The organism is Collinsella sp. LCP19S3_C9 (genome assembly GCF_052121575.1).
In the GTDB taxonomy this organism is placed as follows: Bacteria; Actinomycetota; Coriobacteriia; order Coriobacteriales; family Coriobacteriaceae; genus Collinsella.
In genome coordinates this window covers 55,906-81,729 of sequence record NZ_JBQKDZ010000008.1, presented here as the reverse complement: position 1 = coordinate 81,729, position 25,824 = coordinate 55,906, and the positions used below count along the sequence as shown (strand labels likewise).

Here is a 25,824-nt window from a genome sequence, read left to right as displayed (position 1 = left end):
CTGAACCTTGACCTTGCGGCCGTTGAGCGTAAAGGAAAGATCGATGAGTTTGGCAGCCATTAGCGCACCTCGCTAGAATCGACGCCGGGCACGCGGCGGCAGGAATACTCGTCCGTGGCAAACTTAGGCACTTGCACGCCCTCGAGCTCGCGGGCAAGCGAGGCCGAAAGCTCGATGCCGGCGGCGCGGCGCACGGCCTGCACGGCAAGCGGCGCCGAGATGCAACGGCGATAGTCGGCCGAGCCCCACAGGTTGGTGCCGTAGCTCAGTGCGCGTACGGACGCGGCCAGGGCGCGCAGCTCGTCCTCGGAAGGCTGCTCGCTCACCAGGCCGCACGCCTCGCCCTGCAGCAGGGTCGCGCGCAGCGGGCGTGCGCCCACGGTGACATGCCAGCTGTTGTCCCACCAGGCAGCGGTGACGTTTAAGGAGGGGAAGTCGGTCGCGGCCTTGCGCACGGCCTCGTAGCTTGCGCGGTAATCGTGCTTAACGACCACCACGTGCTCGATCACGTCGCGCACGTAGCCCATATCCACGAACTCGGCGAGCGGCACGCGGCCGGCACCCGTCAGCTCAACGTACGAATCGAGCGCCAAAAAGGCCGAGAGCACGTCCGAGAAACCAAAGCGACCGTAGATGCTGCCGCCCACCGTGGCGGTGTTGCGCAGCTGCACGCCCACGATATCGTGGACGGCGAACTCAAAGACATGGTTGACAAGCGCGTTGAGCTCGGCATGGCGCTCGAGCTGGCGCAGGGTGCACATGGCACCGATGCGAAACTCGGTCTCGGTCTCCTCGATCTGATCGAGTCCGCAGGCCGAAAGGTCAATCGCCGTCGCCACGCGACGCGAACCCAGGCGCATCCAGATGCCGCCGCCCACAATCTTGTTGTTGCGGTTCCTCTGTAAGAGCTCATAGGCTTCGGCCGCGTTTCCAACGCGAACGTAGGTACCGAACTTGAGCACGTTCTCCCCCATCTCTTCACTTGTCCAGTACCTCTAAGTGTACCAAACGAGGGCGCACAGCCCTCGCCACCATAGAAAAAGGCTCCCAGCCGGATGGCTGGGAGCCTCATCACATGCTATGTCGAGCGAAGATTTAGCAGACGCCCTGGGCGAGCATGGCGTCGGCGACCTTCAGGAAGCCGGCGATGTTAGCGCCCATGACAAAGTTGCCCTCCTGGCCGTACTCCTTGGCGGTGTCGTCCACGTTGTGGAACATGCCGCGCATGAGCTGCTCGAGCTTGCCGTCGACCTCCTCGAAGGTCCATGACAGGTGCTCGGCGTTCTGGCTCATCTCCAGGCCGGACACGAGCACGCCGCCGGCGTTGGCAGCCTTACCGGGCATAAAGGCGACGCCGTTCTCCTGGAAGTAAGTCGTGGCCTCGATGGTCGTGGGCATGTTCGCGCCCTCGCCGACCACCTTGCAGCCGTTGGCGACGAGCGCCTGGGCGTCCTCGAGCAGCAGCGTGTTCTCGCGAGCGCAGGGCAGCGCGATGTCGCAGGGCAGCTGCCACACGCCGCGGCCGTCTCCCTCGTGCCACACGGCGTTGGGCTTCTCGTCAACATACATGGCGAGCGTGACGCCCTTGTCGTGGCCGGAGCGCTTCTTGTTGTAGACGTGCTCGAGCACGGTGTAGTCGATGCCGTCGGGATCCTCGACCCAGCCGTGGGTATCGGAGCAGGCGAGCACCTTGCCGCCGAGCTGGGCGACCTTTTGGACCGCGTAGATAGCGACGTTACCGGAGCCGTGAACGACAACGTTCTTGCCCTCGAAGGAGTCGCCGCGGCTCTTGAGGTACTCGTCCACAAAGTAGACCAGACCGTAACCGGTGGCCTCGGTACGGGCGAGCGAGCCGCCAAAGGAGAGGCCCTTGCCGGTAAGGACGCCGGTCCACTCGTTGGTCAGGCGCTTGTACTGACCGAACATGTAGGCAACCTCGCGGCCGCCAACGCCCAGGTCGCCGGCGGGAACGTCGGTGTTGGGGCCAATGTGGCGATAGAGCTCGGTCATGAAGGACTGGCAGAAGTGCATGATCTCGTTGTTGGACTTGCCCTTGGGGTCAAAGTCGGAGCCGCCCTTGCCGCCGCCCATGGGAAGGGTGGTCAGGCTGTTCTTGAGGATCTGCTCCAGACCCAGGAACTTGAGCATACCCAGGGTGACCGTCGGGTTAAAGCGCAGGCCGCCCTTGTAGGGTCCAATGGCAGAGTTGAACTCGACGCGGTAACCGCGGTTGACCTGAACCTTGCCCTGATCGTCGACCCAGGGAACACGGAACATGACGATGCGCTCGGGCTCGACGAGGCGCTCCAGCAGGGCGGCCTCCTCGTACTCGGGGTGGGCGTCGAGCGCCGGCTGGATGGTGCCGAGGATCTCGGTCGCGGCCTGGATGAACTCAGGCTGCTCGGGATAGCGGGCCTTGAGCTCTTCGAGAACTTTCTGCGTGTAGCTCATGCTTCCTCCAATGATGGGAAACGAAAATGTCGGTCACGGCACCCTATGCGCCGCGAACTTTATCGTGTATGGATAATATCGCACTGTTGCAGCAAAGTTTCGCATAAGCCGACGAGCAGATGTTTCGTTTTGATTACGATGCAGGTAGAAGCGTTTTTGAGCGCCCGACGTACAAATCGCGTGTTTCGAAGCTGTTTCGTCCACATGTTCCAAACCACCACATTGGGGACACATGATGCGCCCGGGCACACCGGCGGCAAGACAGACGACACGGCGGACCCGCACAAAACAGCGCCTTTGCGGCACGCAGCAAGACCGCGAGCACAAAAGCGCTGGTAGCGTGTGGCGGGAACGTATGTGAATCGAACACATCCAAGACGTTTTGCACGCCTCGCAACGGTTTTGAGGACCGCGGAGCCCACCGGAGCCCATCCGTTCCCAAGTGCGGCGGTATTTTACCAAACTAGCAGGGCAGTCTTTTTGGGACGGGGCTTTTTTAGCTGCCCTATCCGGAGCCCTCAAAGCTTAAGACATATTTGACATAGGGCAGCTAAAAAAGCCCCGTCCCAAAAAGACTACCCCGGTTTCCTGGCGAACAGTTTTGCGGAAGCCACTAGCGCAGGGACCTCAGGCCGCCGGCTTCCTTGTCGAGCACCGTAAAGCGCACGGCATCCAGGTGCTCCAAGATGCTGATGGCACGATTGCGCGACACACCCAGCGCCTCGCGCAGCACGCTCGTGGTGGCTGCGCCGCCGGCTGCCTCAATGGCAGCGGCGACAAGCTCGCGCGCATGGGCTTCCGAGATGGCAGACAGGGCAACGTCGCGCTCGACCTTAACGATCGAGCGGTTGAGCGAAAGCTCGCGCAGGGCGCGCGTCATGGTGTCGCGGTCGAGCTGCAGTCGCTCACCCACCTCGGGCAGCGTCGGCGCATCGAGGCCGGCCCCGTCGAGCAGCGCCACAATGCGCTCACACGCCTCGCGCACCACACGCGCCGCGGCAGCAGCGGAGTGCGGGTCGAACACCTCGGTGCCCTCGGCGGCGCACACGCCACGCGAGCAGCCCTCGGCAATCAGAGCCGCGGCAACGCCTTCATCGGCGGCAGGCCACGCAGCATGGGCAATGGCGCCGGGCGTAAAGCCCGTCTCCTTGGGAGCCGCCGCGTGCATGGCAGACAGGGTCGCCGCCAGCACGTCCATGGCGGCATCGAGCACGGCGCCATTCGCATACAACGTGCCGCCCGAGCCGGCAAGCTCGCAAACAACACCTCGCGCCACCAACTCACGCAATGCTGCCTCAGCCTCACCGGCAACAAGATCGAGCGCCTCGGCAACATCAGCCGCCGCAACCGGCAGCGCCTGCAGCGCCAGCCACGCGTCTACGCCAGCAACGGCATCGCCGGCTTCAAGCGCCGCAAACAGCGCACGCTCGCCGGCCGAAAGCTCGCGCGAGCGACGGCAGCGCGAAAGCAGCACACGCCCGCCGCCGATGAGCATAACGGGCGAATACGACAGCACCACGGCATGGTCTCCGGCGCGCAGCGGCAATGGCTCCTCCAGGCGCACCTGCACGGTACGGGTCTCGCCCACCGCCATGGGGGCCTCGCCCTCCAAAAGCATGACGCGGCCGATGACCTCGGCCGTGCCGGCCATCACGTGCACGCGCGCGCCCGACTCGAGCACGCGCGGCTTGGCGCCCTCGCGGCCCAGGTAGGTAAACGTCATCATAAAGCGCAACGTCTGAACAAAGCGACCCGCCACGCCCAGCATCTCACCACGGTCAAGCGCCGCGACACCGTCACCGACCAGGTTGAGCGCCACGCGTTGCCCAGGCAGCGCGCGCGGCGTATCGCCATGCACCTGAATCCCGCGCACACGACAGACCGTACGCGACGGCAAAGCCATCAGCTCGTCGCCCACCGCAACCGGCGCATCGTGCAGCGTTCCCGTAACGACGGTGCCGACACCCTTGATCGTAAAGCAGCGGTCAATCGGCAGGCGGGACGAGGCATCGCTCCGATCGGAACGGTCGCGGCAAGCATCCCAGCAGGCACTTACCTGCTCGTCGACCACCGCAAGCAGCCCGTCGATCCCCTCGCCCGTCTTGGACGACACGGGCACAACCGGCGCGCCCGCAAACACGGTACCCGACAAAAAGTCATCGACATCGAGCTCGGCAAGCTCGGTCATCTCGGCATCGGCCAGGTCGCACATCGTCAGCGCGACCACCATATGCGTAACGCCCAGCAGCTCCAGCACATGCACGTGCTCGCGGGTCTGCGGCATCACGCCCTCGACGGCCGAAACCACCAGCACGGCCACGTCGATACCCGTGGCGCCCTGCACCATGGCGCGCAAGTAGTGGGCATGTCCAGGCACGTCGACCAGGCCGACAATCTTGCCACTCGGCAGCGCCAGCTCGCCAAAGCCAAGCTCAACGGTCATACCTCGACGACGCTCAACCTCCAGACGGTCGGGATTCTTGCCGGTCAGTGCCTCGATCAATGCCGACTTACCGTGGTCGACGTGGCCCGCCGTGCCAACGATAACGGGACACTCCACCAGCGCCTGGACCTCACTCATCGAGCAATCGCCTTCTCAACGCATGCGGCAAGCGTCGACGCCGCCGTCTCGATATCGCGGTCGCCCACGAGCGTACGAACGTCAAACAAAATGCGATCGTGCGAGGTTCGCGTGACGACCGGCGTGTCGAAGTCCTGGACAAGCGAGCGCTTGAGCGCATCGACCGTCAGGCGCGCGTCAACAAGACGCACGGCAACGCACATCGTGGGCAACTCCATGGTAGGCAGCGAGCCGCCACCGGGGGTCGACGATTCCTCGACGATCTCCACCTGAACGGCGCACGGGCAACCGGCCTTATCGAGCCCGGCGACCATACGATCGCGCAGCTTGCGGGCACGTCGCTCCAAATGGGCCTGCGGCAGCGTAAGCATGCTGAGCACCGGAATATCGCGATGGGCAACATCGGCGCCGTCCATGTAGATACGCAGCGTGGCCTCGAGCGCCGTAAGCGCCAACTTGCCCGGACGCAGAGCGCGCATGAGCGGATGTGCGCCGCAGGCCTGGACCAGATCGCGACGGCCCATGATGATGCCCGCCTGCGCCGCGCCCAGCAGCTTATCGCCCGAGCACGACACGATATCGAGCCCCGCCGCGACCGAAGCCGGCGTGGGTTCCTCGCCACCGCGCACCAGGATGTCATCGGGCAGGAGCGCGCCCGAACCCTGGTCCTCATAGAACAGCAGGCCATGCTTGTGAGCAAGCGCCGCAAGCTCCCGAGAGCTCACCTCCTCGTGAAAGCCCTCGATGCGATAGTTGGAAGGATGGACCTTGAGAATCATGGCCGTATCGGGCGTGATGGCTTGCTCATAATCTGCTAGGTGCGTGCGGTTGGTGGCGCCGACCTCAACGAGCTTGGCGCCCGAAGACGCCATGACATCGGGGATGCGAAAGCTGCCGCCGATCTCGACAAGCTCGCCGCGGCTAACGATGACCTCCTTGCCTGCGGCATGGGTAGCCAGCACCAGCAGCACCGCGGCGGCGTTGTTGTTGACCACAAGCGCGTCCTCGGCACCGGTGAGCGAGCGGATCAGCTGCGCGGCGTGTTCCTTGCGCGACCCGCGCGAGCAGGTGTCCACGCTGTACTCGAGCGTACTGTACCCGCGCGCAACCTCGGCCACGGCCTTTGCCGCCGACTCCGCGAGCGGGGCGCGGCCCAAGTTGGTATGGATGACCACGCCCGTGGCGTTGACGGCAGGGCGCAGGCTCGGCAGCGCGGAGCGGTGCGCACGCCACTCAATTGCCAAGGCCAGGTCGCGCTTAGAGCGCGGGGCGGCACCGGCGCGAATGGCGGCGCGTTCCTCGTCGAGCTCGGCCGTGACGGCGGCATGCACCACCGCGTCGCAGGTCTCCCCCGCCGCCTTCACTACCGGCCACTCGGCGAGCAGCTCGTTGACGGAGGGAATGGCGCGCAGGCGGGCGCGAACCTCATCGGACATGTTCTGGCTATCGCTCATGTGCGGCCTTTCAAAACCAAAGGTGAATCAATCGTTCGAACGTCAAGCTATCAGCCGATTAGATCGGCTGAATCAATCAATCGCTATTATCCTCGCACGGCGACGCCCCGCGGGAGGTCCAACGTCAAACAGACGGTACCCTACGCCTCAGACTTCTTGGCGTAGATAAACCAGTAGCCGAGCGCGACCAGAACCGCACCGCCCACGATGTTGCCCAGCGTGGCGGCGGACAGGTTAAACGCAATGCCCGCGGCGTTGAGCGCATCGGCGCCGGCGACGTCGGCACCATAGCCGCACGCGTGCATCACGGCACCCATGGGCAAAAAGTACATATTGGCAACGCAGTGCTCAAAACCGCAGGCCACAAAGGCGGCGATGGGCAGCAGAATGCCCACAACCTTATCGACCACGGTCTTGCCGGCGGTACCGATCCACACGGCCAGGCACACAAAGATGTTACACAGGATGCCGCGGAAGAAGATCGTCAGCCAGTCGATCGTCACCTTGCCGGCGGCGACACTCACCATGGAATTGGCGACCGCCTCGCCGTTGAGCTTGTAAATGCCGGCCATGTACACCAAAAAGACGATGAACAAGGCACCGGCAAAGTTGCCAAGCCATACAACGACCCAAGCCTTGAGCATCTGGACCAGGGTGATCTTTTTGCTCTTGAGCGCGCAGACCATAAGCGAATTACCGGTGAACAACTCGGCGCCACACACCAGCACCAGCACCAGGCCCAGGCAAAAGCACAGGCCGCCCACGACGCGCTGGGCACCCCAGCCCAGCGCGCTGTCGCTCAAAAACACCGTAAAGAACAGACCGCCGAAGGCGATAAACGCACCGGCGAACATTGCCAACAGAAAGGCCTTATCGACCGGCAGGTTAGCCTTGGTCACGCCGGCGGCCTCGGTCTTGGCCTCGATCGCGGCGGGCGCCAGGCAATCGGGAGCAGGGTACTCCACCTTGAAATCTGCCATGTCAATCACTTCTTTCCTAATCACCAGGGACAAGCGCTGCTACAGCTCCTGTCCCAAGCGGACAAAGTGGGAAAAGTCGTTAGCGGCCACGGCGTCGTACACGGCGTCAACGGCGTCAAAGACTTCCGGGGACATGGGGTTGTAGAACTCCGTGTCGCCCGGCTGAATCCCTATGAAGAAGATATCATCGCACGATTGCTCGATTTCTTCGATCAGAATCGACAAAGGGAGCGAATGCGCGGTGAACATCGACTTGCGCGCTACGTCACGTTTGTCGAGCAGGCGGATGGTGCCACCTGCTGAGCATGCAGGCCAAAGTCGTCGTCAAACACCGAGATGCCGGCCTTGGCCGACCCGCGAAAACCGCGCTCGTCGAGCAGCGCATCGCAGGCCTCGAGTAGCGACGGCACGTGCCAACCATAATCTGCCAGATAATAGCCGGCGTTTCCTGGCCGAGCAATCTCAACCTGAAGCTCAGGTGCAAGTTGCGGTGAAATACGGACTACATGGGCCATAAAAGCCGGAAAACAGTCCGTATTTCACCGCAACTTAGGAGGGGATGTGGGGTCTCCGGCATGTATATGAAAATGCTCTGCTTCCAAAAGGAAGCAGAGCCATTCATCAATCTTATGGAGCGGGCGACGGGAAGTCCAAGGGTTTGCTTCGCAAACCCTTGTTTCGCTGCGGGCCATTGGCCCTTGCGTGCTGCGCTGGAAAATGCTCACGCATTTTCTCAGCTTCGCACCCTGCCGGGTTCGATCCCCGTCGCCCGGCACGCTTATGAAAACGGCTCTGGCACCAAATAGAGCCAAAGCCGTTAAAACTATCCTATGGAGCGGGCGACGGGAATCGAACCCGCGTCATCAGCTTGGAAGGCTGGGGTTCTACCATTGAACTACGCCCGCAAGATATGGTCGGGACGACAGGATTTGAACCTGCGACATCCTGCTCCCAAAGCAGGCGCGCTACCAAACTGCGCCACGTCCCGAAGGTGTTGAGCAGCTAAGGTCTAAACCTTGCGTGTCCCAAAGCGAAGGAAATTATAGGGGAGACTTCCCGCTTGTGCAAGCGGCGATACCCTAGCTCCTCGAATGTGTGACAAACTGGCTATGGAGCAGACCAATCACAAACGCCACAACGGCGGCCGGCGCCCACGCGGCTCCAATGTCTGCAAACGGCAGTGCATCGAACGGCAGCCACGCGTCCGCAAAGAACGCGTCGCGGACCGAGGTGATCACGCTCTGCACCGCGACGACGCCGCCGACCCAAACCCACACCCGCGGATGCGCATCGCAAAAACCGTGCACCAGGCCCATAAGTACCAGCACGATGGCAACGGGATACAAGGCGTTGAGCATGGGCACCGAGAACATGAGGATCGCGTCGAGACCCACGTTGGAGAGCACGCAAGAAAACGCCGCGAACACAAAGGCGAGAACCGCAAAGGGACGGCGCAAAGCCTCCTCGGAAGCCTCCGCTCCCCCTTCGACCACATACGTCTCGCAGAAGTAGCGCGAGCAGCAGCTGATGAGGCCGATGCACACGTTCATGCAGGCGAGGAAAAAGATCGCAAAGACCACGATCGTGCCGGCAAGACCAAAGTGTATGGAGGCAGAGCGGGCAAGGATGGCGGCGCCGTTGGTAGCGTCGGGTATAACCGTGCCGAGCTGCATGCCGGCAAGCGCCAGGCCGCAGTAGATGATGGCCATGAGCACGCCGGCGATCACGCCGGAACGCGAAATCTCGAAGGCCACGCGCTTGTCATCGGTCACGCCCAGCTCGTGGATGGTCTCGGCGATGATAATGCCAAAGGCGAGCGACGCAAGCAGGTCCATGGTTTGATAGCCGGTCAAAAAGCCCTGCACGGCAGCGCCTGCATCGTAGGGAGCCTGAGGCGCGGCAGCCGGTCCCAACGGCGAGACCACGGCGGCACCCACGACCAGCACGATGAGCGCAATGAGCGCGGGTCCCGTAATGCGGCCGAGCACGCGCGTGATAACGCCCGGACGCAGCGTGAGCGCAAACGCGACGACAAAGAAGCCAACGGCAAACACCAGGCGAGCCGTGCCGAGCGAGACGCCCTCCGGCAGCAGCGGCACCAGCATCTCGAAGGCCGTGGAGCTCGTGCGCGGAATAGCCAGGCACGGGCCGATGGCTAGATACACCGCCGCAACGAAAAATTCGCCAAACTTAGGATGCACACGCCCGGCCAGCTCGCGCGCCGTTCCGGCAAGCGCCACGGCGATAAAGCCCATGACGGGCAGGCCGATAGCGGCAATCAGAAAGCCGAGCATGGCGAGCGGCGTGGCAGAACCTGCCTGCAGCGCCAACAGCGGCGGAATAATGAGGTTGCCGGCGCCAAAGAGCATCGAGAACAGGGCGATACCGACGGTAACGACATGGTCGGAGCGCAGGCCGCGCGGGGCGGATGAGGCCATGGGACCACCTTTCGGGTCGAAACAAAACGGGACGGGCAAAAGACCCGTCCCGCAAGTATATACGCTCTAGCAGGCTAAATCGCGCAAAGCGTCAATCGCGGTGTCGACTTCCTCGTCCGTGTTAAAATACCCAAACGAGAAACGAACGACACCCTGACGCTCAGTCCCGAGCGCGCGGTGCATGAGCGGGGCGCAATGGGCACCGGGGCGCGTCGCAATCCCCCACCCTTGCATGAGCGCATCCGAGATCTGGGCAGAGTCGATATCGCCCACGTTGAGTGAGACGATCGCCGAGCGCACGGGCTGGTCAAAGGCACCGTAGAGCGCAATGCCGGGGATTTCGCGAACACCGGCGAGGAAGCGCTCTGCAAGCGAGCGCTCATGCGCCGCAATCGCCTCGACCCCGCCTTGTGCCTCGATAAAGTCGAGGCCGGCAGAAAGGCCCGCGATGCCATGGCCGTTGAGCGTACCGGCCTCCAGGCACGTGGGCCACTCAAGCGGCTGCAGCGCATCGAAGCTGTGTACACCGGTGCCGCCCATGGCCCACGGCGCCACGTCAATGCCCTCCGCCACGGCCAGGCCGCCGGTGCCTTGAGGTCCCATGAGCCCCTTGTGGCCGGTAAAGCACACCACGTCGAGCCCCATGGCGTGCATATCGATATGCGCCGTGCCGGCAGACTGCGAGGCATCGACGATCACCAGCGCACCTGCCGCATGGGCCATGGCCGCTACGCGCGCAATGTCGACCGCGTTGCCGGTCACATTGGAGGCGTGCGTCACCACCACAGCGCGCGTGCCCGGCGTCACCAACCGCTCGAGCTCGTCGTAGTCGAGCGCGCCGTTCGCGTCGCAGCCCGCATGCTCAACCGCCACACCCTGTTCCGCCGCCAGGCGGTTGAGCGGGCGTAACACCGAGTTGTGCTCGAGCACCGTCGTGACCACACGGTCGCCGGGGCGCACCACGCCACAGATGGCGGTGTTGAGCGCAGCCGTGGAGTTGGGCGTAAAGCACACATGGTCCGCTCTCGGGCAACCCAAAAGGCGCGCGAGCTTAGCACGGCAACCGTGAATCGTACGAGCCGCATCGAGAGCACCCGACGTGGCGCCGCGCCCGGCATTGCCGAGCGAGCACATCGCCTGCGTCACGGCATCGATGACCGTCTGCGGCTTATGCATGGTCGTCGCCGCGTTATCCAGATAGATCATCGCACGACCTCCCACATGTCAATCACCGTAAAGCCCTCGGTGGGAACACCAGCTGCGGCAAGCTCGGAGCGCAGCAGCTCCTCATCGGCAGGCAACGCCTTCCACGCCAGACCGCAGCCGGCAGCGACCTCCCCGGGCACGGGAATCGTGCGCCCGGGAAGGCCGCGCTCGATGCATAGGGTCTCGCACCCCATGGCGGCCGCCGTGGTGGGAAACGTGATGACAAGCGCCGGGCGCTTCTCCCTCATGGCAACTCCAACCAATACGCTACGGGCGCACGACGCGCACGGCCTGCTCCATCTTCTCCACGATCACGTACATGTTGGTGACCTCGCCCACCGCAAGCTGGTCTTTGATGCCAAAGTGGTCCAGGCAGGTACCGCAGGTGAGAATCTCGACGCCCTGCTCGGCCAGGCCCTTCAGGTCATCGAGCACCGGAGAACCCTCGACGGTGAGCTTGGCGCCGCCGTTGTAGAACAGCATGGTCGCGGGCAGCTCCTCCTGCTGCGTCACGGCAAAGATGAAGGCCTTCATGAGCTTGTGGCCCAGCTCGTCGTCGCCGCGGCCCATGCAGTCGGTGTAGACGGAAATGACGAGTTTGCCCTTGCCGGCGCTGGCGTCGCAGAAAGCAGCACCGTCCTGCTCGGGGTCCGCAACGGCCACGGCACCGGCGGTCGCCACGGTCACGTGCCACTCGGCGTCAGAAACCTTCTCGACCGAGGCCGTGCAGCCCTTCTCCTGCGCCATCTTGGAGATGTTCTTGACGGCGGTCTCGTTATCGACCGAGGTCACGACAACGCCCTCGCCATCGAGTTGCTTGAGCGCCTTAAGCGTCTTGACGACGGGCAGCGGGCAGGCATCGCCCATGGCGTTGACTTCAATCTTGGTAGACATAGCTTTTCCTTTCGAAAGAACCGTTCTAGAGAACGGTAAACAGTTACATAAACGTGCGGGCTAGCGGACAACGAGGACGGCAGAACCACCTGGCACCGGCTCGCACACGCGGCCGACGACGGAGGCAACGCGCCCCTCGGCATGCAGACGGCGCGCAAGCTCATCCACATCGGCAGCAGGTGCCGCGATAAGCAGGCCGCCCGAAGTCTGCGGATCGTACAGCGCGTCGAGCATCCCCGGCTCCAGACCATCGTCGACTGCCACGCGCGGGCCAAAGAAGTCCTGGTTGCGGTAGGCGCCGGCAGGGATAATGCCAAGGCGTGCCATGTCGAGCACCTGGTCAAAGAGCGGCACCGCCCCCGACACAAGCTCAATCTGCACGCCCGAGCCCTCGGCCATCTCGCACGCATGTCCGATCAGGCCAAAGCCCGTGATGTCGGTGCAGCCATGAAGCTCGAGGTCCTCGGCCAGACGAATCGGAGCCTCGTTGAGGGTCCGCATCGAGTCGAACATAGCTGCGGCCTCGTCCTGTTCGATGAGCTCGCCCTTAATGGCCGTAGTGATGATGCCCGAGCCGATCGCCTTGGTCAGCAGCAGAACATCGCCCACGCGTGCGCCGCTGTTGGTGAGCATACGGTCAAGCGCGACAAAGCCACTCACGGACAGGCCGTACTTGGGCTCGTCGTCGTTGATGGTGTGGCCGCCCGCGATGGCACAGCAGGCCTCGACGCACTTGTCGGCGCCACCCGCCAGAATCTGGCCGGCAACCTCAACGCCCAGGCAACTGGGTATGCAAAGCAGGTTCATGGCATGGCTCGGCCGTCCGCCCATGGCGTATATGTCCGACAGCGAGTTTGCCGCGGCGATCTGGCCAAACAGGAACGGGTCGTCGACCATCGGTGGGAAGAAGTCGATGGACTGCACGAGGCCCAAGTTATCGCCAACGCGGAAGACGCTCGCATCGTCGGAGGTATCGAACCCCACGAGCAGGTTGTCGTTATGCACATTGGGTAAGTCGCCCAGGACCTGGGCGAGGGCTCCAGGAGCCAACTTAGCGGCTCAACCGCTCGCGGCAGTCATCTGCGTGAGCTTCATGAGATCGTCAGCCATCGATACCTCCTCTCATCGGTCAATCAGTTCCTCCCAGTATACGCATGAATGCGAGCCTACGACGGATGCATTAATTGAGCGCTTGTGCGCGAATGGCCGCGCCGATGGCACCGGCAAAGCGGGCCTGGGGCGAGGTAGTGACTGGCGAGCCCACCAATGCGCCAAGACGCTCGACGACATAGGCGTTTTCGCACAGACCACCGGTCAGATAGTACGGGGCGCCCGCGGCTTGCGAGGCCATGGTCGCCACACGCGACACGACGCTCTCGATCACACCGCGGGCAATGTTCTCGCGCGGCTCGCCGCGGCCGATCAGACTAATGACCTCGCTCTCGGCAAACACCGTGCACATGCTGCTGATCTTGGTGGGCTCGCCGGAACGCGCCAGGTCGGCAGCCACGTCATAGCCAGCCGCTGCCAGTGCCTCGCGCAGCCGCTCGGAAGCATCGACCGAGGAGAACCCGGTTGGCTGCACGCAGGTCCACGTCACTGAATCCACCCCATCGACCACAGCGGCCTTAGCCGCCGTAGAAGCCCTCGAGCTCCTCCTTGAGCAGGCGGCACTCCTCGTACCAGCCTTCACGCTCGTAGGCGCGATCGCGACCCTGCGGAAGATGCAGAATGTGCGTGCGCTTGAGCTCCCCCAGCAGCTCGTACATCTTCTTCTTGCCGTCGCAGGTGGTCTCGCCGATGATCATGTCGCTAAAGTACGTAAACGGGCACTTTTGCGAGTAGGCAAAGACGTACGTCGACTTGATGAGCGGACACAGATTTGCCGGCAGCACCTTCTCGCCCTCGGGAATCACCTCGTCGGACGTACCACACAGAGCCACGCTTGCAGCCCCCGCGGCATCGTCGTACGACAGCATCGTGTGCCGTCGTTTAATAAATAATTATCTTGATTGATAAGAGTTTGTCATCCCTCATTCGCCGAACGGCAAGACAAAGCCGCCGAGACTTATATCCCCGACGGCATTACCCGGCGCTATCGACAGACCAAATGGATCCTACTGGCATCAAAATGCATGCGCAGCGTCTCGCCCGCTTGCGGCAGCCCGTCGACAGGCACGCCCACCTTGTTGACCTTCCACTGCAGGCGCGTGGGCGCATCGACGCGCGGCACGTCCAGCAGCACCAGGCGCTCAAAACGCGAATCGCTCACTCGGGCCACGTGCAAATCATAGCTGTTGCGGCCCCGCTCCGCGCGATTGTCAACATGGAAGTAGCTTGCGCGAATGCCCAGGTACACCACATTATCGGGAACCTCGCGACCCACGTTAAAGGTCATGCCCCAGTCGAGCGCCTCAACTTCCTCGGGCCCGATCTTTCGTGCGCGGCTTGTGTTCTTGCACCCCGTCAAGCGCAGCGCCGCCAGCGTCTGCGGACGGCGAACCACGTCCTCGACAGAACCGATCTCCTCGACGCGCCCGTTATGCATCACGCAGATGCGCTGGCAGAGGCGGCACGCTTCGTCAATGTCGTGGCTCACGTAGAGCACGGTGCGGTTACAGACGTCGAACAGGTCGAGCATGTTCTGCTCGAGTGCGCTCTTAAGATAGGAATCGAGCGCGCTCATAGGCTCGTCGAACATAAAGATGCCCGGATGCGCCGCCACCATGCGGGCGAGCGCCACGCGTTGCTGCTGGCCGCCCGAAAGGCGCGCGGGGTAGCGGTCGGCAAAATCGGCCAGGCCGAAAATGCCCAGATAGCGCTCCGCCAACCTTTTGCGCGCCGCGGCGTCGCCCGCGTCCTTTACGCCGGCACATACGTTATCGGCCACCGTCATGTTGGGAAACAGCTGATAGTTTTGGAACAGCAGGGCGCATTTGCGCTCCTGGGGCGACAGGTTGATGCCCGCCGCCGAGTCAAAAAAGGTCATGCCGTTGACGACGATCTTGCCCTCGTCGGGCGTCTCCACGCCGGCGATGCAGCGAAGTGTGCAGCTCTTGCCGCAACCCGAGGCGCCCAGCAGCGCCACGCGCTCCTCGCCGGCCTCAAGCTGCATGTCGAGCGTAAACCCGGGATAGTGCTTTTTGATATCCAGAACGAGCGACATGGCCTATCGACCTCCCTTCGAGACGGCGTCATCGCGCATGAGCTCGACCAGTGCCTCGCGATCGATACGCAAGGCATCGCCGCCCGCCGGATCGAGCGAATCGCCCCGTCCGGCGAGATCTTTGGCCTGCTTGCGCTCCGCACGGGAAAGGCCGCGCTCGCGGTACTTTTGCGAATGCGCCGTGTACATGTTGATGAACAGGATAACTAGGAAACTAAACACGATTACGACCACGACCCAAAAGAGGGCCACCGACGTATTGCCGCCCATCCACTCAAAGTAGATGGCGATGGGAATGGTCTGCGTGATGCCGGCATAGTTGCCCGCAAAGAACAGCGTGCAGCCAAACTCACCCATTGCGCGGGCAAAGGCGAGCACCGTGCCGGCGGCGATGGAGGGCCAGCCGAGCGGCATCATGAGCTTGGTAAAGATGCGACGCTCGGACCATCCCAGCGTGCGCGCCGCATCGAGCATCTGCGTGTCGAGGCTCTCGAAGGCACCGAGTGCCGTACGATAGACGAGCGGGAACGACACCACCACGGCAGATATCACCGCCGCCGGCCACGTAAAGACGATCGAGATGCCGTGCGCGATAAGCCACTGGCCCACCCCGGTCGAGCGGCCAAACAGCATGAGGAGCAGAAAGCCGCAGACCGTGGGCGGCAGCACCATAGGAATCGTAAAAACCGAATCGAGCAGGCCCTTGATGCGACTCGAGGTACCCATAGTCTTCCACGCGGCGAACAGCCCCAGCGCAAAGGAGATCAGCAGGGCAAGGCCGCTCGTTTTTATGGACACCCAAAACGGGCGATAGTCGATGTCGCCAAAGAAGGCTGCGGCGCGCTCCGCCAGCGACGGCGGCACCGTCGTCGACAAGTCCGCATACCGCACGAGGGCGGCGTTATCGCTCCACAGGACGCCGTCACCCAAATCTAGCTCGGCATTCGCGGCGTCGGCGGCATTCACTACCGTGTAGTAATCGCCGTTGCCGCCCTTCACCTTAAACTGATAGCGGTAATCGCTCTGCACCAGCGCGTTATCCGAGGTAAAGACCCATTCGAGATTAGAGTCCTCCAGCAACGCACCACCCATGGAGTGCGACTTGTCGAGCCCCACGAGCATCTTCTTGAGCGCCTTTTGGTCATCTGCCTTTGAGATATCGAGCCCCGCGTCTTTGACGGCATGGGCGTCGAGCCAGACCACGATGCTCTCAGGCGTCGTCACCGTCACGAGGGTCGTCTTCTTGTAGATAGGAAAACGGTAACCCTCGGGCTGACCCGCAAACGAACGGGCCGTGCCCTTGGCATTGCGCTCAAACGCGTTGAGGCCAAACCCGACGCCATCGATAAGCGCGGAATCTTCGGTCGCCTGGCAGCCATCGGCGGTGGTGAAGAGTGCCTCGGCCCGAGCAACCCCGGGCGGTGCGGTCAGCACGCACAGAACCGCAGCCAGCACGGCGAGCAGGCGAATCGTTTTCCTTGGCACGGGCGACTCCTCAAACACAGGGCAACGGCGCGCGGACACGCCGGTTCAATCAAAAGGGCGGGCGATCGCGAGAACGCCCGCCCTCAAGCATATCGTTATGCAGCGATGTTGCGAACTACGCGGAAAGCTCAAAGCCGTACTTAGCCCAAATCTTCTGGGCTTTCTTGTTGGTCAGGCAGAAGTCGATGAACGCCTTGGCCTCGTCGGCGTGCTCGGAGCTATCGGCGACAGCGCCGGGATACACGATGGGCTTGTGCGAGTCCTCGGGGCACACGAAGGTCTCCTCGATGCCGTCGTAGCGGAAGATATCGGAGCTGTAGACAAAACCGGCCACGCAGTCGCCCGTAGAGACGTAAGACGCAGCGGTGCCGACCTTGTCGGCCAGAGCCACCTTGTCGGCGAGATCGGGTGTATACTCGCCGTCGTCGCCCTCGGTGCCGGTGTAGAGGCCCACGGAGGCCAGGGCCTGGTTGGCGTACTTGCCGGCGGGAACGGTCTTGGCGTCGCCGATGGCAATCTTGCCGTCCAGGTTCGCGACGTCGGCGATGGCCTCGACCCTGGTGTCGGAGCCCTCGGCGCGAATGATCACGAGGTCATTGACGAACATGTCCTCACGCGTGTCGGCGTCGACGAGCTCGGCAGCCTCGGCGTCGTCCATGGTGCCCTTGGAAGCGGTGATGAGCACGTCGACCGCGGCACCGGCGCGCATCTGCTCGACAAGGTCGCCGGAAGCCTTAAACTGCGTGTCGGCAAACGTGGTGCCGGTCTGGTCGGTATAGAGCTTCTGAACCTCGGGCAGGGCCTTCTCGAGCGAGTTGGCAGCAAAGACCTGCAGCTCGACAGCCTTCTTGGACGAAATCTTGGCGGAGCCGGCATCGGAGCCAGTCGGCCCAGACGTCTTGTTGCCGGAACAGCCGGCAAGCCCAAGGCCGGCAGCGGCGACAGCGGAAAGTGAAACGAACCCGCGACGAGAAACCGTATCGAACATGTTCAACCCTTTCGAACGCTACGCCCGGGCACCCCGCCGCAAGCTTTATTCTGTTACTAGATTATACTTTTGCGCGAATAGTGTTTGTGATAAATATTTCTCGTCTAATAACTTTCTTTTACCGATAACCACGAGACGGCCCGCACTGTCGCTGCATAAAAAAGGCGGAGCAGCCCGTAAGGTCACTCCGCCGCAGGTAATGCGCTTATTTGGCGTGCCCGCCGCCCGCCGTCATTTGAGCTGCGTGCTCCAGCTGGTCGCTCACAGCCTCCCAGCTTTCGCGGGCCGCTTTCGTTGATCCCGGAAAGTTGATGACAAGCGTATGCCCACGCTGCATGCACACGGCGCGCGAAAGCATAGCGCGGCGCGTCTTGGTCATAGAGTACGCACGGATTGCCTCTGCAATACCCGGTACATCGCGGTCGCAGACGGCACGCGTCGCCTCGGGCGTCACGTCGCGCATCGAAAGGCCCGTGCCGCCGCAGGTGAGCACGACATTGGCGTGGCACTCATCGGCCGCTTCCACAATGGCATCACCGATCTCGCTGACGTCGTCGCGCACGACCACATGTGAGGCGACCGTCCAGCCCTGCGCCGCGATGAGTTCCTCGAGCGCAGCACCCGCCTCGTCCTGGGCAAGATCGCGCGTATCCGAGCACGTCACAATCGATATCTTCAGCTCCATAGCATTCCTCCTATAGCACCGTGCCCTCAGGCAAGTCGACACGCACGACATCCACGACGTCGCCCGCCTTGAGGTCACACGGGCCTTCGTCAATACGCAGCAGGCAGTTGGCCCGCTGCATCGTGCCGAGCAGCGCCGAATTCTGCGTCTTGGCCTCGGTCACCAACAGCTCACCGGTCTCGGGGTCGCGCAAAACCGTGGCACGATCGAAGAAGCGGCGATGCTGTCGCTTCTTCACGCCGTGTGTGAGCTTCGCCTGCTGCACGGGACGCAGGCCCTCGGCAAAGCCGCGCATCTTGCGGATCGCCGGGCGGGCGAGCATCTCAAAGCCCACATACGCCGCCGCGGGATTGCCCGAAAGTCCCAAATATGGCTTGCCCCCCAGCAGGCCAAACGTGATGGCCTTGCCGGGACGCATCGAGATGCGGTCGAACAGCACCTCGCCCTCGCGCCGAACGAGCGCCGTCACATAGTCGTAATCACCCGCAGAGGCGCCACCACTCGTAATGACAAAATCGCACTCCTGCGCGGCGCGATGCACCAACTCGGCAATCGCCTGCTCATCATCGGGCGCAATGCCGTAGAACACGGGCTCGGCTCCTGCATCGAGCGCCTCGGCCATCAACGCCGACGAGTTGGAGTCGCGAATCTGCCCGCGCGCCGGCACGTTACTCGGTGCGACCAGTTCCGTCCCCAGCGAGATAATGCCCACGCGCGGCGTGGCATGCACCTTCACGCTCGCATACCCGGCGCTCGCCAGCAAGCCGGCGCCCGCCGGAGCCACAACCTCTCCAGCGTACATCACGACGTCGCCAGTATGCGCTTCCTCAGCAGCCGATCGAACGTTCTCCCCCACCTTGGCCGGCGCCGAGAATCTCACACGCGAACCCTCGTTGCCGTCACCGTCGAGCACATCGACGATCTCGTACTTCACCACGGCATCGGCACCTTCGGGTACCGGCGCGCCCGTCATGATACGAACCGTGTCGCCCGCGCCGATTGCGCCCTCAAAGACATGGCCCGCCGCCTCGTGCCCCACGACAGAAAGCGTCACGGGCGCCTCGCCAGATGCCTGCACCAAGTCCGCCGAGCGCACGGCATATCCGTCCATAGCGCTGTTGGCAAACGGCGAAATGTCGATATCGGCCACCGCGTCCTCGGCCAAGGGAAGACCGGCGGCCTGCCACACGGGAATCTCGACGAGATCGGTCGGAGCAACGTGCGACAGAACAATCGACTGCGCGTCCTCCAGCGGAATGAGTTTCTCTGCCATATGCACCTCTTAATGCCACAGCGCACAACGGGGGCGCCAATTCTTTATGCTTGTCTCAGTATAATCCCCTGCCGCACGACGGCGAAACGACCCACGTTCTCGAATACATCTGTCGGCCGCAAGCCGCGAAACAGAACCGAAACCAACCTGCCGGTTTGTCACGTTTGGCACGTTCTATAATGCTCGTGTTGCAACCTAAAAGAGGAACGTATGGCTTTTACCGACAAACCCGAAAGCGCAAACGAGGCGCAGGATCATTCCCAGCCGCTCGACGACGGCGGCTTTTTCTCCCTGAACGACGTCATCATGGCAGGCAGGCAACAGCTCACCCGCTCCGAGCATCTCTTGGCTGCCGACACGCGCCGCAATGCCCACAACCTACTCGCGAGCGCTAAGTTGCTCGTACTCGTCGTCATCGTCTCGCTCGCTATGGGCGTTGCCGCTTGGGCGTTTTTGGCCTCGTTGAATATCGCGACCGACTATCGCGAGCACCATACGTGGATTTACGCGCTGCTTCCCGTTGTGGGCGTTGCCACCGCATGGGCGTACAAAAACCACGGTCTTGCCGCCAAACGCGGTAACAACCTGGTCATCGACTCCGCTCTGGGCACACGCCTCATCCATAAGCGCATGGCCGTCCTCACCTTCGTCTGCTCCACGCTCACGCACCTAACGGGCGGATCGGCCGGTCGCGAGGGAGCCGCGGTGCAGATTGGCGGCACCATCGCCAGCAACATCTCAAGCCTCGCCCACCTCAAAAAGCATGACCACCACGACCTCATGCTCGCCGGCATCTCGTCGGCCTTTGGCGCCGTATTCGGCTCTCCCCTTGCCGGAGCTTTCTTTGGCATGGAGATGTGCTTTATCGGCAAGATCGACTACACCGCAGGGATCTACTGCCTGGTCGCCTCGTTTACCGGCTACTTTACATCACTCGCCCTGGGTACCGAGTACGAAGCGAATGCCATCGCCAGCGTTCCCGCCATGACGCCCAAAACGGTCGTTATCGTTGTTATCAGCGCCATTATCTTCGGTCTGACGGCACGCCTCTTTGCCTGGTCGGTTCGAACCGTCAAGAGCCTGTACGGTCGCTTTATCACCAATTACCTCGTTCGCGCACTTATAGGCGCACTCGTGGTTTTGGCTGTCTATGCCCTCCTCGACGCCTGGGACTACGCCGGCCTTTCCACGTGGCTTTCGGGCGCCGGGTTTGCCGGCAACACCACCCTCGCCGACGCCGTCATCAAGCTCGTCGTAACGGCACTCACCCTGGGTGCCGGTTTCCAAGGCGGCGAGGTCACGCCCCTGTTTGGCATCGGTGCGGCACTCGGTGGCTGGATCGGTTGCCTTACCGGGCTCGACCCCAGTTTTCTGGCGGCTCTCGGCATGCTCGGCGTGTTCTGTGCCGGCCTTAACGTGCCCATCACCACCTGCATGATGGCCATCGACCTGTTCCACGGCACGGCCGCCGGGTTCTTTGTCATCGTGGCCTTTATCAGCTATCTCGCCGGCGGACACCGCGGCGTGTACCCTGCCCAGCGCATCATCTCACCCAAGCGCCGTTCGCTTATAGTGGATGAGGGCGGTACGGTAGCGGATGCTATCGAGCGCCACAACGACCTGATAGAGTAGACGTAAGTATTCGCCGTGCAGCCACAATCGGGGGGCAATTCGACCCGAGCGCGACCGCACCGTCACGCCATACGCCGGGAGTCGCCCATGCACGCAACTGATTTTGGTCGCACGCTCATCATCGCCAACCCAGCCGCCCAATCGGGTGCGGCGCGCGAAGTTGCCGAGCGCCTGCAACGCTTTTTGGACATGACTGCACGCGCATCCCAGTTTGACCTGGTATTGACCGAGCGTATGGGGCACGCCAAGGAGCTGGCCGCACAGGCTCAGGGCTATCGCACCGTTATCGCCCTTGGCGGCGACGGCGTGATCCACGAGGTCGTCAACGGGCTTATGGCACAAAAGGAGGACCCCCGCCCCGCTCTTGCCATCCTAGCCGTGGGTTCCGGCAACGATTTTGCCCAAACGCTCGGTATAGAAAATTTCTCCGGCAAGGATTTTGGCGCGCTGCTCACCTGCGAGCTGCAGCGTCAGGACATCGGTCGCATTCGCTCATGGAACCCCGCAAGCGGTAGCGGCGAGGCTACCGTTGAGTACTACGACCAGACGCTCTCCGTCGGTATTGACGCCGCCATCGGCCTGGGCACCACCGAGCTGCGCAAAAAGACGGGCCTCACCGGCGCTCCGCTCTACACCCTCTCGGGACTTGAACAGTTTGGCCTGCGCTATCGCAACTACCCCATGTCAGTCAGCTTTGACGGCGCGCCCGCCGAGCGCGTGAGGGCGATCATCATGGCGATTCAGCTGGGCCCCACCTATGGCTCGGGCTATCGTATCTGTCCCGACGCCGACCCGTGCGACGGCATGCTCGACGTTTGCTACGCCTGCGGCCCCGTTCCGCGCGCGGTCGCGCTTCCCATGTTCCTTTCGGCCAAGGACGGCCACCATACCAAGTTGCCGCCGGTTTGCATGCGCCGCTGCCGCCATGCCGAGCTTACCTTTGAGGAGCCCGACTACCCCATCCAGGCCGACGGCGAACCTGTTATCGCCTCGCGCATCGAAGTCGACATCCTACCCGGCGCCCTCCAAGTCTGGCGTCCAACCCGCAAAACAGCCCCTATTTCACCGCAACTTATCGAGAACATCACCCCTCCCCGCCCGGCTTGCGGCGGTTGGCCTTTTTAATGGCGTTGAAGTGCTTATCATTAAGTCTGCGCTGGCGAGAGCGCTGAGGCACTTTGGTCTTTACGCGTCGACGCGGTGGATGCCCGCGACGCTCAAGCTCAGCGCGTAGCTTACGCAAACAGCAGCTACGATTTTGGAACTGACTGCGACTCTCGCGCGCCGTCACGGTAATCCCCGTAGGGATATGTTTCATGCGCACCGCCGAGTCCGTCGTGTTCACGCCTTGCCCACCCGGACCCGTCGCGAGAAACACCTGCATCTCGCAATCGCGCGCCAGCTCCTCGACCGACATCTCGGCATAGCGCGCATACTCACGCCATCCCATCTTGTTCTCATCCATATCAACACCTCCCCTCATACAAAAAATGTGACAAAGGGACAGTCCCTTTGTCACATCGCATACCAATCGCTTGTGTTGCGCGCTTAGGCGAAGGTGATCTCGCCGTTCTCACAGTCCATATCGGCGATACGGGCCAGGCTCTCAACACGGAAGCCGCGCTCGCGGAGCTTATCGCCACCGCCCTGGAAGCCCTTCTCCACCGCAATGCCAATGCCGGACACCTCGGCACCCGCAGCCTCGCAGATCTTGATAAGACCCTCGAGCGCGCATCCGTTGGCCAGGAAGTCGTCGATAATCAGGACCTTGTCGCCCTCGGACAGGAAGCGCTTGCCAACGATGACCGGATACTCCTTCTGCTTGGTAAAGGAGTAGATGGTCGTGGCATACTGCTCGCCGTCGAGGTTGATGGACTGCGCCTTCTTGGCAAAGACCACCGGCACGCCGCCAAAATGCTGGGCTGCGATGCAGGCCATGCCAATGCCCGAAGCCTCGATCGTAAGGATCTTGTTAATCTCGACATCCTCGAACAGACGGGCCCACTCGGCGCCCATGTGGTCAAACAGCTCAACGTCGCACTGGTGGTTGAGGAAAGCATCAACCTTAAGGACATTACCGGCCTTTACGATGCCGTCATGGCGAATACGGTCCTCAAGCTCCTGCATGGCGCAACCCCTTCTCACGGCAACGATACCGCGCGATTAATAAACGTTGTTCGATAGTCTACCACGGACCGACCCCCGCCCGCCCCACAAGCCGCATCGCACCACAAAGCCGCATCGCACCGCAAAGCCGCAAGCAGATAAACCGAGCTTACCAGCTGAATGCGATCGAGGCCCACGCCCAGCTCCTTTTGCATCACGGGCAGCGCCACGGTCACGACGGCCGAATCCAGACACACCATAAACGTCATGATGAGCACCGTAAACAGAATCGCCCATTTGTTCTTGCCATGGGTGTCTCCCTCAAGAGCGATGTGTTCGCGGCGCAGCTGCTCTGCGGTTTTCTCCATATCCATCCTTTCGAGTGGAGCAACACAAAAACGGGGCCCCAATCGCCTGCAAACAGTCGCGATTGGGGCCCCGCCTACGGTATCGGAGCTAAAGGTCGCCGAAGCTTTCTGCCGGCATCGGCGCCTTGCACGAACGCTAGCCTAGCACTGCTCGAGCGCCTGCTCAAGATCGGCAATCAGATCGGCCGTGTCCTCGAGGCCGCACGACAGGCGCACCATGTCGGCAGAGATGCCACAGGCGATAAGCTCCTCATCGTTCATCTGGCGGTGCGTGGCGTTAGCGGGATGCAGGCAGCAAGTGCGGGCGTCGGCCACATGCGTGGCGATCTGAGCGAGCTTGAGGCTCTTCATAAAGGTCTCGGCCGCCGCGCGACCACCGTTAAAGCCAAAGCTTACAACGCCGCAGGTGCCGTTGGGCATGTACTTTTGAGCCAGGTCATAGTACTTATCGCCCTCCAGACCCGGATAGCTCACGAAGCGCACCTTGGGATGGCTCTGCAGGAACTTGGCAACAGCCAGGCCGTTCTCGCAATGACGCGGCATGCGCACATGCAGGCTCTCGAGCGAGCTGTTCAGGAAAAACGCCGCCTGCGGGTTCTGCATGGGGCCGAGGTCGCGCATGAGCTGAGCGGTTGCCTTGGTAATGAAGGCGCCCTCGCGACCGAACTTCTCGGCATAGGTCACGCCGTGGTAGCTCTCATCGGGCGTGGTGAGACCCGGGAACTTGTCCGCATGGGCCATCCAGTCAAACTGGCCGTGGTCGACGATCACGCCGCCCAGGCAGGCCCCATGGCCATCCATGTACTTGGTGGTGGAGTGCGTAACGATATCGGCCCCCCACTCAAAGGGACGGCACATCACGGGCGTCGGGAAGGTGTTGTCGACCATCAGCGGCACGCCGTGGTCATGCGCGGCCTTGGCAAAGCGCTCTATATCGAGCACGGCAAGGGCGGGGTTGGCGATCGTCTCGCCAAAGACGAGCTTGGTATTGGGCTCAAAGGCTGCCTCGAGCTCCCCATCGGTGCAATCGGGGGCAACGAACGTGCAGGTAACGCCCATACGACCCATGGTATGGGCAAGCAGGTTGTAGGTACCGCCGTAGATGGCCGAGCTTGCGACCACATGATCGCCGGCGCCGGCCACGTTAAAGATCGCGAGGAAGTTCGCAGCCATGCCCGAGCTCGTGAGCATCGCAGCGGTGCCGCCCTCCATCTCGCAGATCTTGGCGGCAACCAGATCGCACGTAGGGTTCTGCAGACGGCTGTAGAAATAGCCAGACTCCTCCAGGTCAAACAGCTTGCCCATGTGCTCGGACGTGTCATACTTCCACGTGGTGGACTGGTAGATGGGCACCTGGCGCGGCTCCGCGTCTCCCGGGTGATAGCCGCCCTGAACACATGTCGTACCGATGGTCTGCTCGCTCATATCTAGCTCCCTTGCCTGGGTTACATTTTTATCCGGTTCACGATACCGCTACCCCGCACCCCTCTCAACCCATCCCCAAGGTAGGTTATGAGACAAATCTACCGGGGGCATTTATCGCAGATCTTGGCATTTATTCGATAGATAAAAATGAGGCATACATGAGGCTTTCGATGAACAAATGCATCGGCAAGGGTACTATAGGCGAGTACACCGTTACCGAGGAGACAACGATGAAGCAAATCGATACTGCCCAGCTCGACATCACCGCCTGTCAGGCTCAGGCTGCCGAATACCACGCCCGTGGCTTTAACTGCGCACAGGCCGTCGCCTGCACGCTCGCACCCGCCGTCGGGCTCGACCCCCAGACCGCCTTTATCCTCACCGAGGGCTTTGGCGCCGGCATGGGCGGCATGACCGAGACCTGCGGCGCCATCTCGGGCGCCGTGGCCATCATGGGCTTTGTAATGAGCGACGGCATGGATAACCCCAAGACCAAGGGCCAGACTTACAAGCTGTCGCGCGAAATCGCCAAGCGTTTTAAAACGAAAAACACGACGACCGTCTGCGGCACGCTCAAGGGCATCGGATCGGACAATGGTCCGCTCCGCAGCTGCCCCGGCTGCATCGACGACGCCATCGAGATCGCCTGCGATGTGCTAAAGCAGCTCGCCGAGTAAACAGCGGCAACAGAA

General features: G+C 62.4%; 26 protein-coding genes and 3 tRNA genes. 3 read left to right on the top strand and 26 right to left on the bottom strand.

The annotated features are described in order from the left end of the window. Positions 1 to 59: 59 nt before the first annotated feature. The 22 genes from ACTQXI_RS05380 to ACTQXI_RS05275 form a co-directional block, all read right to left on the bottom strand. On the bottom strand, positions 60 to 962 hold the full coding sequence (locus ACTQXI_RS05380) for an FAD binding domain-containing protein (RefSeq protein ID WP_441048647.1): 903 nt from the start codon (positions 960 to 962) through the stop codon (positions 60 to 62). Positions 963 to 1,095: 133 nt separating this feature from the next. Then, positions 1,096 to 2,451, bottom strand: a complete 1,356-nt coding sequence (gene gdhA, locus ACTQXI_RS05375) for an NADP-specific glutamate dehydrogenase (protein WP_154515369.1) — start codon at positions 2,449 to 2,451, stop codon at positions 1,096 to 1,098. Positions 2,452 to 2,794: 343 nt separating this feature from the next. Continuing rightward, positions 2,795 to 2,891 (bottom strand) — tRNA-Sec (locus tag ACTQXI_RS05370). A 173-nt stretch (positions 2,892 to 3,064) separates the two neighbouring features. Further along, on the bottom strand, positions 3,065 to 5,032 hold the full coding sequence (selB, locus tag ACTQXI_RS05365) for a selenocysteine-specific translation elongation factor (RefSeq protein ID WP_441048646.1): 1,968 nt from the start codon (positions 5,030 to 5,032) through the stop codon (positions 3,065 to 3,067). Further along, on the bottom strand, positions 5,029 to 6,486 hold the full coding sequence (gene selA, locus ACTQXI_RS05360) for an L-seryl-tRNA(Sec) selenium transferase (RefSeq protein WP_441048645.1): 1,458 nt from the start codon (positions 6,484 to 6,486) through the stop codon (positions 5,029 to 5,031). The genes selB and selA overlap by 4 nt, the downstream gene beginning before the upstream one ends. A gap of 140 nt (positions 6,487 to 6,626) precedes the next feature. Then, entirely contained in the window at positions 6,627 to 7,466 is an 840-nt protein-coding gene (locus tag ACTQXI_RS05355) for a formate/nitrite transporter family protein (RefSeq protein WP_441048644.1), read from the bottom strand. Between the two features lie 39 nt (positions 7,467 to 7,505). Then, complete coding sequence (locus ACTQXI_RS05350) at positions 7,506 to 7,715, bottom strand: hypothetical protein (protein ID WP_441048643.1); 210 nt, start codon at positions 7,713 to 7,715, stop codon at positions 7,506 to 7,508. Positions 7,716 to 7,726: 11 nt separating this feature from the next. Beyond that, complete coding sequence (locus ACTQXI_RS05345) at positions 7,727 to 7,981, bottom strand: hypothetical protein (protein ID WP_441548405.1); 255 nt, start codon at positions 7,979 to 7,981, stop codon at positions 7,727 to 7,729. Positions 7,982 to 8,297: 316 nt separating this feature from the next. Further along, positions 8,298 to 8,371 (bottom strand) — tRNA-Gly (locus tag ACTQXI_RS05340). Positions 8,372 to 8,377: 6 nt separating this feature from the next. Continuing rightward, positions 8,378 to 8,454, bottom strand: a tRNA-Pro gene (locus tag ACTQXI_RS05335). Positions 8,455 to 8,545: 91 nt separating this feature from the next. Continuing rightward, positions 8,546 to 9,904, bottom strand: coding sequence for a branched-chain amino acid transport system II carrier protein (gene brnQ / locus ACTQXI_RS05330; RefSeq protein WP_441048641.1), 1,359 nt, complete (start codon positions 9,902 to 9,904; stop codon positions 8,546 to 8,548). 66 nt (positions 9,905 to 9,970) lie between these two features. After that, positions 9,971 to 11,110, bottom strand: a complete 1,140-nt coding sequence (locus ACTQXI_RS05325; protein ID WP_441048640.1) for an aminotransferase class V-fold PLP-dependent enzyme — start codon at positions 11,108 to 11,110, stop codon at positions 9,971 to 9,973. After that, positions 11,107 to 11,358: a DUF3343 domain-containing protein gene (locus tag ACTQXI_RS05320; protein WP_441048639.1), complete on the bottom strand. Its 252-nt coding sequence runs from the start codon at positions 11,356 to 11,358 to the stop codon at positions 11,107 to 11,109. Before ACTQXI_RS05320 ends, ACTQXI_RS05325 begins: the two co-directional genes overlap by 4 nt. A gap of 19 nt (positions 11,359 to 11,377) precedes the next feature. Further along, positions 11,378 to 12,004, bottom strand: coding sequence for a sulfurtransferase-like selenium metabolism protein YedF (gene yedF, locus ACTQXI_RS05315; RefSeq protein ID WP_154515345.1), 627 nt, complete (start codon positions 12,002 to 12,004; stop codon positions 11,378 to 11,380). 60 nt (positions 12,005 to 12,064) lie between these two features. Continuing rightward, positions 12,065 to 13,114 carry a selenide, water dikinase SelD gene (selD, locus tag ACTQXI_RS05310; protein WP_441048638.1) on the bottom strand — a complete coding sequence of 350 codons (1,050 nt, stop codon included), beginning with the start codon at positions 13,112 to 13,114 and terminating at the stop codon, positions 12,065 to 12,067. Between the two features lie 70 nt (positions 13,115 to 13,184). Continuing rightward, the gene (locus tag ACTQXI_RS05305) at positions 13,185 to 13,625 is read right to left on the bottom strand and encodes a BadF/BadG/BcrA/BcrD ATPase family protein (protein ID WP_427794464.1); all 441 of its coding nucleotides are present in this window, start codon (positions 13,623 to 13,625) and stop codon (positions 13,185 to 13,187) included. Positions 13,626 to 13,632: 7 nt separating this feature from the next. Continuing rightward, entirely contained in the window at positions 13,633 to 13,983 is a 351-nt protein-coding gene (locus ACTQXI_RS05300) for a 2-hydroxyacyl-CoA dehydratase (protein ID WP_441016223.1), read from the bottom strand. A 116-nt stretch (positions 13,984 to 14,099) separates the two neighbouring features. Next, entirely contained in the window at positions 14,100 to 15,170 is a 1,071-nt protein-coding gene (locus ACTQXI_RS05295) for a sulfate/molybdate ABC transporter ATP-binding protein (RefSeq protein WP_441048636.1), read from the bottom strand. A 3-nt stretch (positions 15,171 to 15,173) separates the two neighbouring features. Then, on the bottom strand, positions 15,174 to 16,655 hold the full coding sequence (gene modB / locus ACTQXI_RS05290; RefSeq protein WP_441048635.1) for a molybdate ABC transporter permease subunit: 1,482 nt from the start codon (positions 16,653 to 16,655) through the stop codon (positions 15,174 to 15,176). 115 nt (positions 16,656 to 16,770) lie between these two features. Then, positions 16,771 to 17,643, bottom strand: a complete 873-nt coding sequence (gene modA, locus ACTQXI_RS05285) for a molybdate ABC transporter substrate-binding protein (protein WP_441048634.1) — start codon at positions 17,641 to 17,643, stop codon at positions 16,771 to 16,773. Positions 17,644 to 17,848: 205 nt separating this feature from the next. Then, positions 17,849 to 18,328, bottom strand: coding sequence for a MogA/MoaB family molybdenum cofactor biosynthesis protein (locus tag ACTQXI_RS05280; protein ID WP_427794485.1), 480 nt, complete (start codon positions 18,326 to 18,328; stop codon positions 17,849 to 17,851). A 10-nt stretch (positions 18,329 to 18,338) separates the two neighbouring features. Beyond that, a complete protein-coding gene (locus ACTQXI_RS05275; RefSeq protein WP_441048633.1) occupies positions 18,339 to 19,601 on the bottom strand; it encodes a molybdopterin molybdotransferase MoeA in 1,263 nt (420 codons plus the stop codon). A gap of 210 nt (positions 19,602 to 19,811) precedes the next feature. Here ACTQXI_RS05275 and ACTQXI_RS05270 point away from each other — a divergent pair, with 210 nt between their 5' ends. Beyond that, entirely contained in the window at positions 19,812 to 21,233 is a 1,422-nt protein-coding gene (locus tag ACTQXI_RS05270; RefSeq protein ID WP_441048632.1) for a chloride channel protein, read from the top strand. 87 nt (positions 21,234 to 21,320) lie between these two features. Continuing rightward, positions 21,321 to 22,358 (top strand): diacylglycerol/lipid kinase family protein, encoded by a 1,038-nt coding sequence (locus tag ACTQXI_RS05265; RefSeq protein ID WP_441048631.1) that lies wholly within the window; start codon positions 21,321 to 21,323, stop codon positions 22,356 to 22,358. On the opposite strand, the gene ACTQXI_RS05260 is transcribed toward ACTQXI_RS05265, so the two are convergent. The 4 genes from ACTQXI_RS05260 to ACTQXI_RS05245 all read right to left on the bottom strand — a co-directional run bounded on the left by ACTQXI_RS05260 (position 22,318) and on the right by ACTQXI_RS05245 (position 25,132). After that, a complete protein-coding gene (locus ACTQXI_RS05260; RefSeq protein ID WP_441048630.1) occupies positions 22,318 to 22,698 on the bottom strand; it encodes a peptide chain release factor-like protein in 381 nt (126 codons plus the stop codon). The genes ACTQXI_RS05265 and ACTQXI_RS05260 overlap by 41 nt on opposite strands. Positions 22,699 to 22,781: 83 nt before the next feature. Further along, a complete protein-coding gene (locus ACTQXI_RS05255) occupies positions 22,782 to 23,360 on the bottom strand; it encodes a xanthine phosphoribosyltransferase (RefSeq protein ID WP_427727567.1) in 579 nt (192 codons plus the stop codon). 14 nt (positions 23,361 to 23,374) lie between these two features. Continuing rightward, positions 23,375 to 23,707 carry a hypothetical protein gene (locus ACTQXI_RS05250; RefSeq protein ID WP_441048629.1) on the bottom strand — a complete coding sequence of 111 codons (333 nt, stop codon included), beginning with the start codon at positions 23,705 to 23,707 and terminating at the stop codon, positions 23,375 to 23,377. A 141-nt stretch (positions 23,708 to 23,848) separates the two neighbouring features. Beyond that, positions 23,849 to 25,132 carry an O-acetylhomoserine aminocarboxypropyltransferase/cysteine synthase family protein gene (locus ACTQXI_RS05245; RefSeq protein WP_441048628.1) on the bottom strand — a complete coding sequence of 428 codons (1,284 nt, stop codon included), beginning with the start codon at positions 25,130 to 25,132 and terminating at the stop codon, positions 23,849 to 23,851. A 230-nt stretch (positions 25,133 to 25,362) separates the two neighbouring features. On the opposite strand from ACTQXI_RS05245, the gene ACTQXI_RS05240 reads away from it, so the two are divergent. Further along, entirely contained in the window at positions 25,363 to 25,809 is a 447-nt protein-coding gene (locus ACTQXI_RS05240; RefSeq protein WP_154515321.1) for a C-GCAxxG-C-C family protein, read from the top strand. The last annotated feature ends 15 nt before the right edge of the window (positions 25,810 to 25,824 follow it).

Bases quoted from the DNA above. Each gene is read 5' to 3' on its own strand.
- gdhA (WP_154515369.1), bottom strand. From the start codon at position 2,451: ATGAGCTACACGCAGAAAGTTCTCGAAGAGCTCAAGGCCCGCTATCCC.
- selB (WP_441048646.1), bottom strand. From the start codon at position 5,032: ATGAGTGAGGTCCAGGCGCTGGTGGAGTGTCCCGTTATCGTTGGCACG.
- selA (WP_441048645.1), bottom strand. From the start codon at position 6,486: ATGAGCGATAGCCAGAACATGTCCGATGAGGTTCGCGCCCGCCTGCGC.
- ACTQXI_RS05355 (WP_441048644.1), bottom strand. From the start codon at position 7,466: ATGGCAGATTTCAAGGTGGAGTACCCTGCTCCCGATTGCCTGGCGCCC.
- ACTQXI_RS05350 (WP_441048643.1), bottom strand. From the start codon at position 7,715: ATGTTCACCGCGCATTCGCTCCCTTTGTCGATTCTGATCGAAGAAATC.
- ACTQXI_RS05345 (WP_441548405.1), bottom strand. From the start codon at position 7,981: ATGGCCCATGTAGTCCGTATTTCACCGCAACTTGCACCTGAGCTTCAG.
- brnQ (WP_441048641.1), bottom strand. From the start codon at position 9,904: ATGGCCTCATCCGCCCCGCGCGGCCTGCGCTCCGACCATGTCGTTACC.
- ACTQXI_RS05325 (WP_441048640.1), bottom strand. From the start codon at position 11,110: ATGATCTATCTGGATAACGCGGCGACGACCATGCATAAGCCGCAGACG.
- ACTQXI_RS05320 (WP_441048639.1), bottom strand. From the start codon at position 11,358: ATGAGGGAGAAGCGCCCGGCGCTTGTCATCACGTTTCCCACCACGGCG.
- yedF (WP_154515345.1), bottom strand. From the start codon at position 12,004: ATGTCTACCAAGATTGAAGTCAACGCCATGGGCGATGCCTGCCCGCTG.
- ACTQXI_RS05300 (WP_441016223.1), bottom strand. From the start codon at position 13,983: ATGCTGTCGTACGACGATGCCGCGGGGGCTGCAAGCGTGGCTCTGTGT.
- ACTQXI_RS05295 (WP_441048636.1), bottom strand. From the start codon at position 15,170: ATGTCGCTCGTTCTGGATATCAAAAAGCACTATCCCGGGTTTACGCTC.
- modA (WP_441048634.1), bottom strand. From the start codon at position 17,643: ATGTTCGATACGGTTTCTCGTCGCGGGTTCGTTTCACTTTCCGCTGTC.
- ACTQXI_RS05280 (WP_427794485.1), bottom strand. From the start codon at position 18,328: ATGGAGCTGAAGATATCGATTGTGACGTGCTCGGATACGCGCGATCTT.
- ACTQXI_RS05275 (WP_441048633.1), bottom strand. From the start codon at position 19,601: ATGGCAGAGAAACTCATTCCGCTGGAGGACGCGCAGTCGATTGTTCTG.
- ACTQXI_RS05270 (WP_441048632.1), top strand. From the start codon at position 19,812: ATGGCTTTTACCGACAAACCCGAAAGCGCAAACGAGGCGCAGGATCAT.
- ACTQXI_RS05265 (WP_441048631.1), top strand. From the start codon at position 21,321: ATGCACGCAACTGATTTTGGTCGCACGCTCATCATCGCCAACCCAGCC.
- ACTQXI_RS05260 (WP_441048630.1), bottom strand. From the start codon at position 22,698: ATGGATGAGAACAAGATGGGATGGCGTGAGTATGCGCGCTATGCCGAG.
- ACTQXI_RS05255 (WP_427727567.1), bottom strand. From the start codon at position 23,360: ATGCAGGAGCTTGAGGACCGTATTCGCCATGACGGCATCGTAAAGGCC.
- ACTQXI_RS05250 (WP_441048629.1), bottom strand. From the start codon at position 23,707: ATGGAGAAAACCGCAGAGCAGCTGCGCCGCGAACACATCGCTCTTGAG.
- ACTQXI_RS05245 (WP_441048628.1), bottom strand. From the start codon at position 25,132: ATGAGCGAGCAGACCATCGGTACGACATGTGTTCAGGGCGGCTATCAC.
- ACTQXI_RS05240 (WP_154515321.1), top strand. From the start codon at position 25,363: ATGAAGCAAATCGATACTGCCCAGCTCGACATCACCGCCTGTCAGGCT.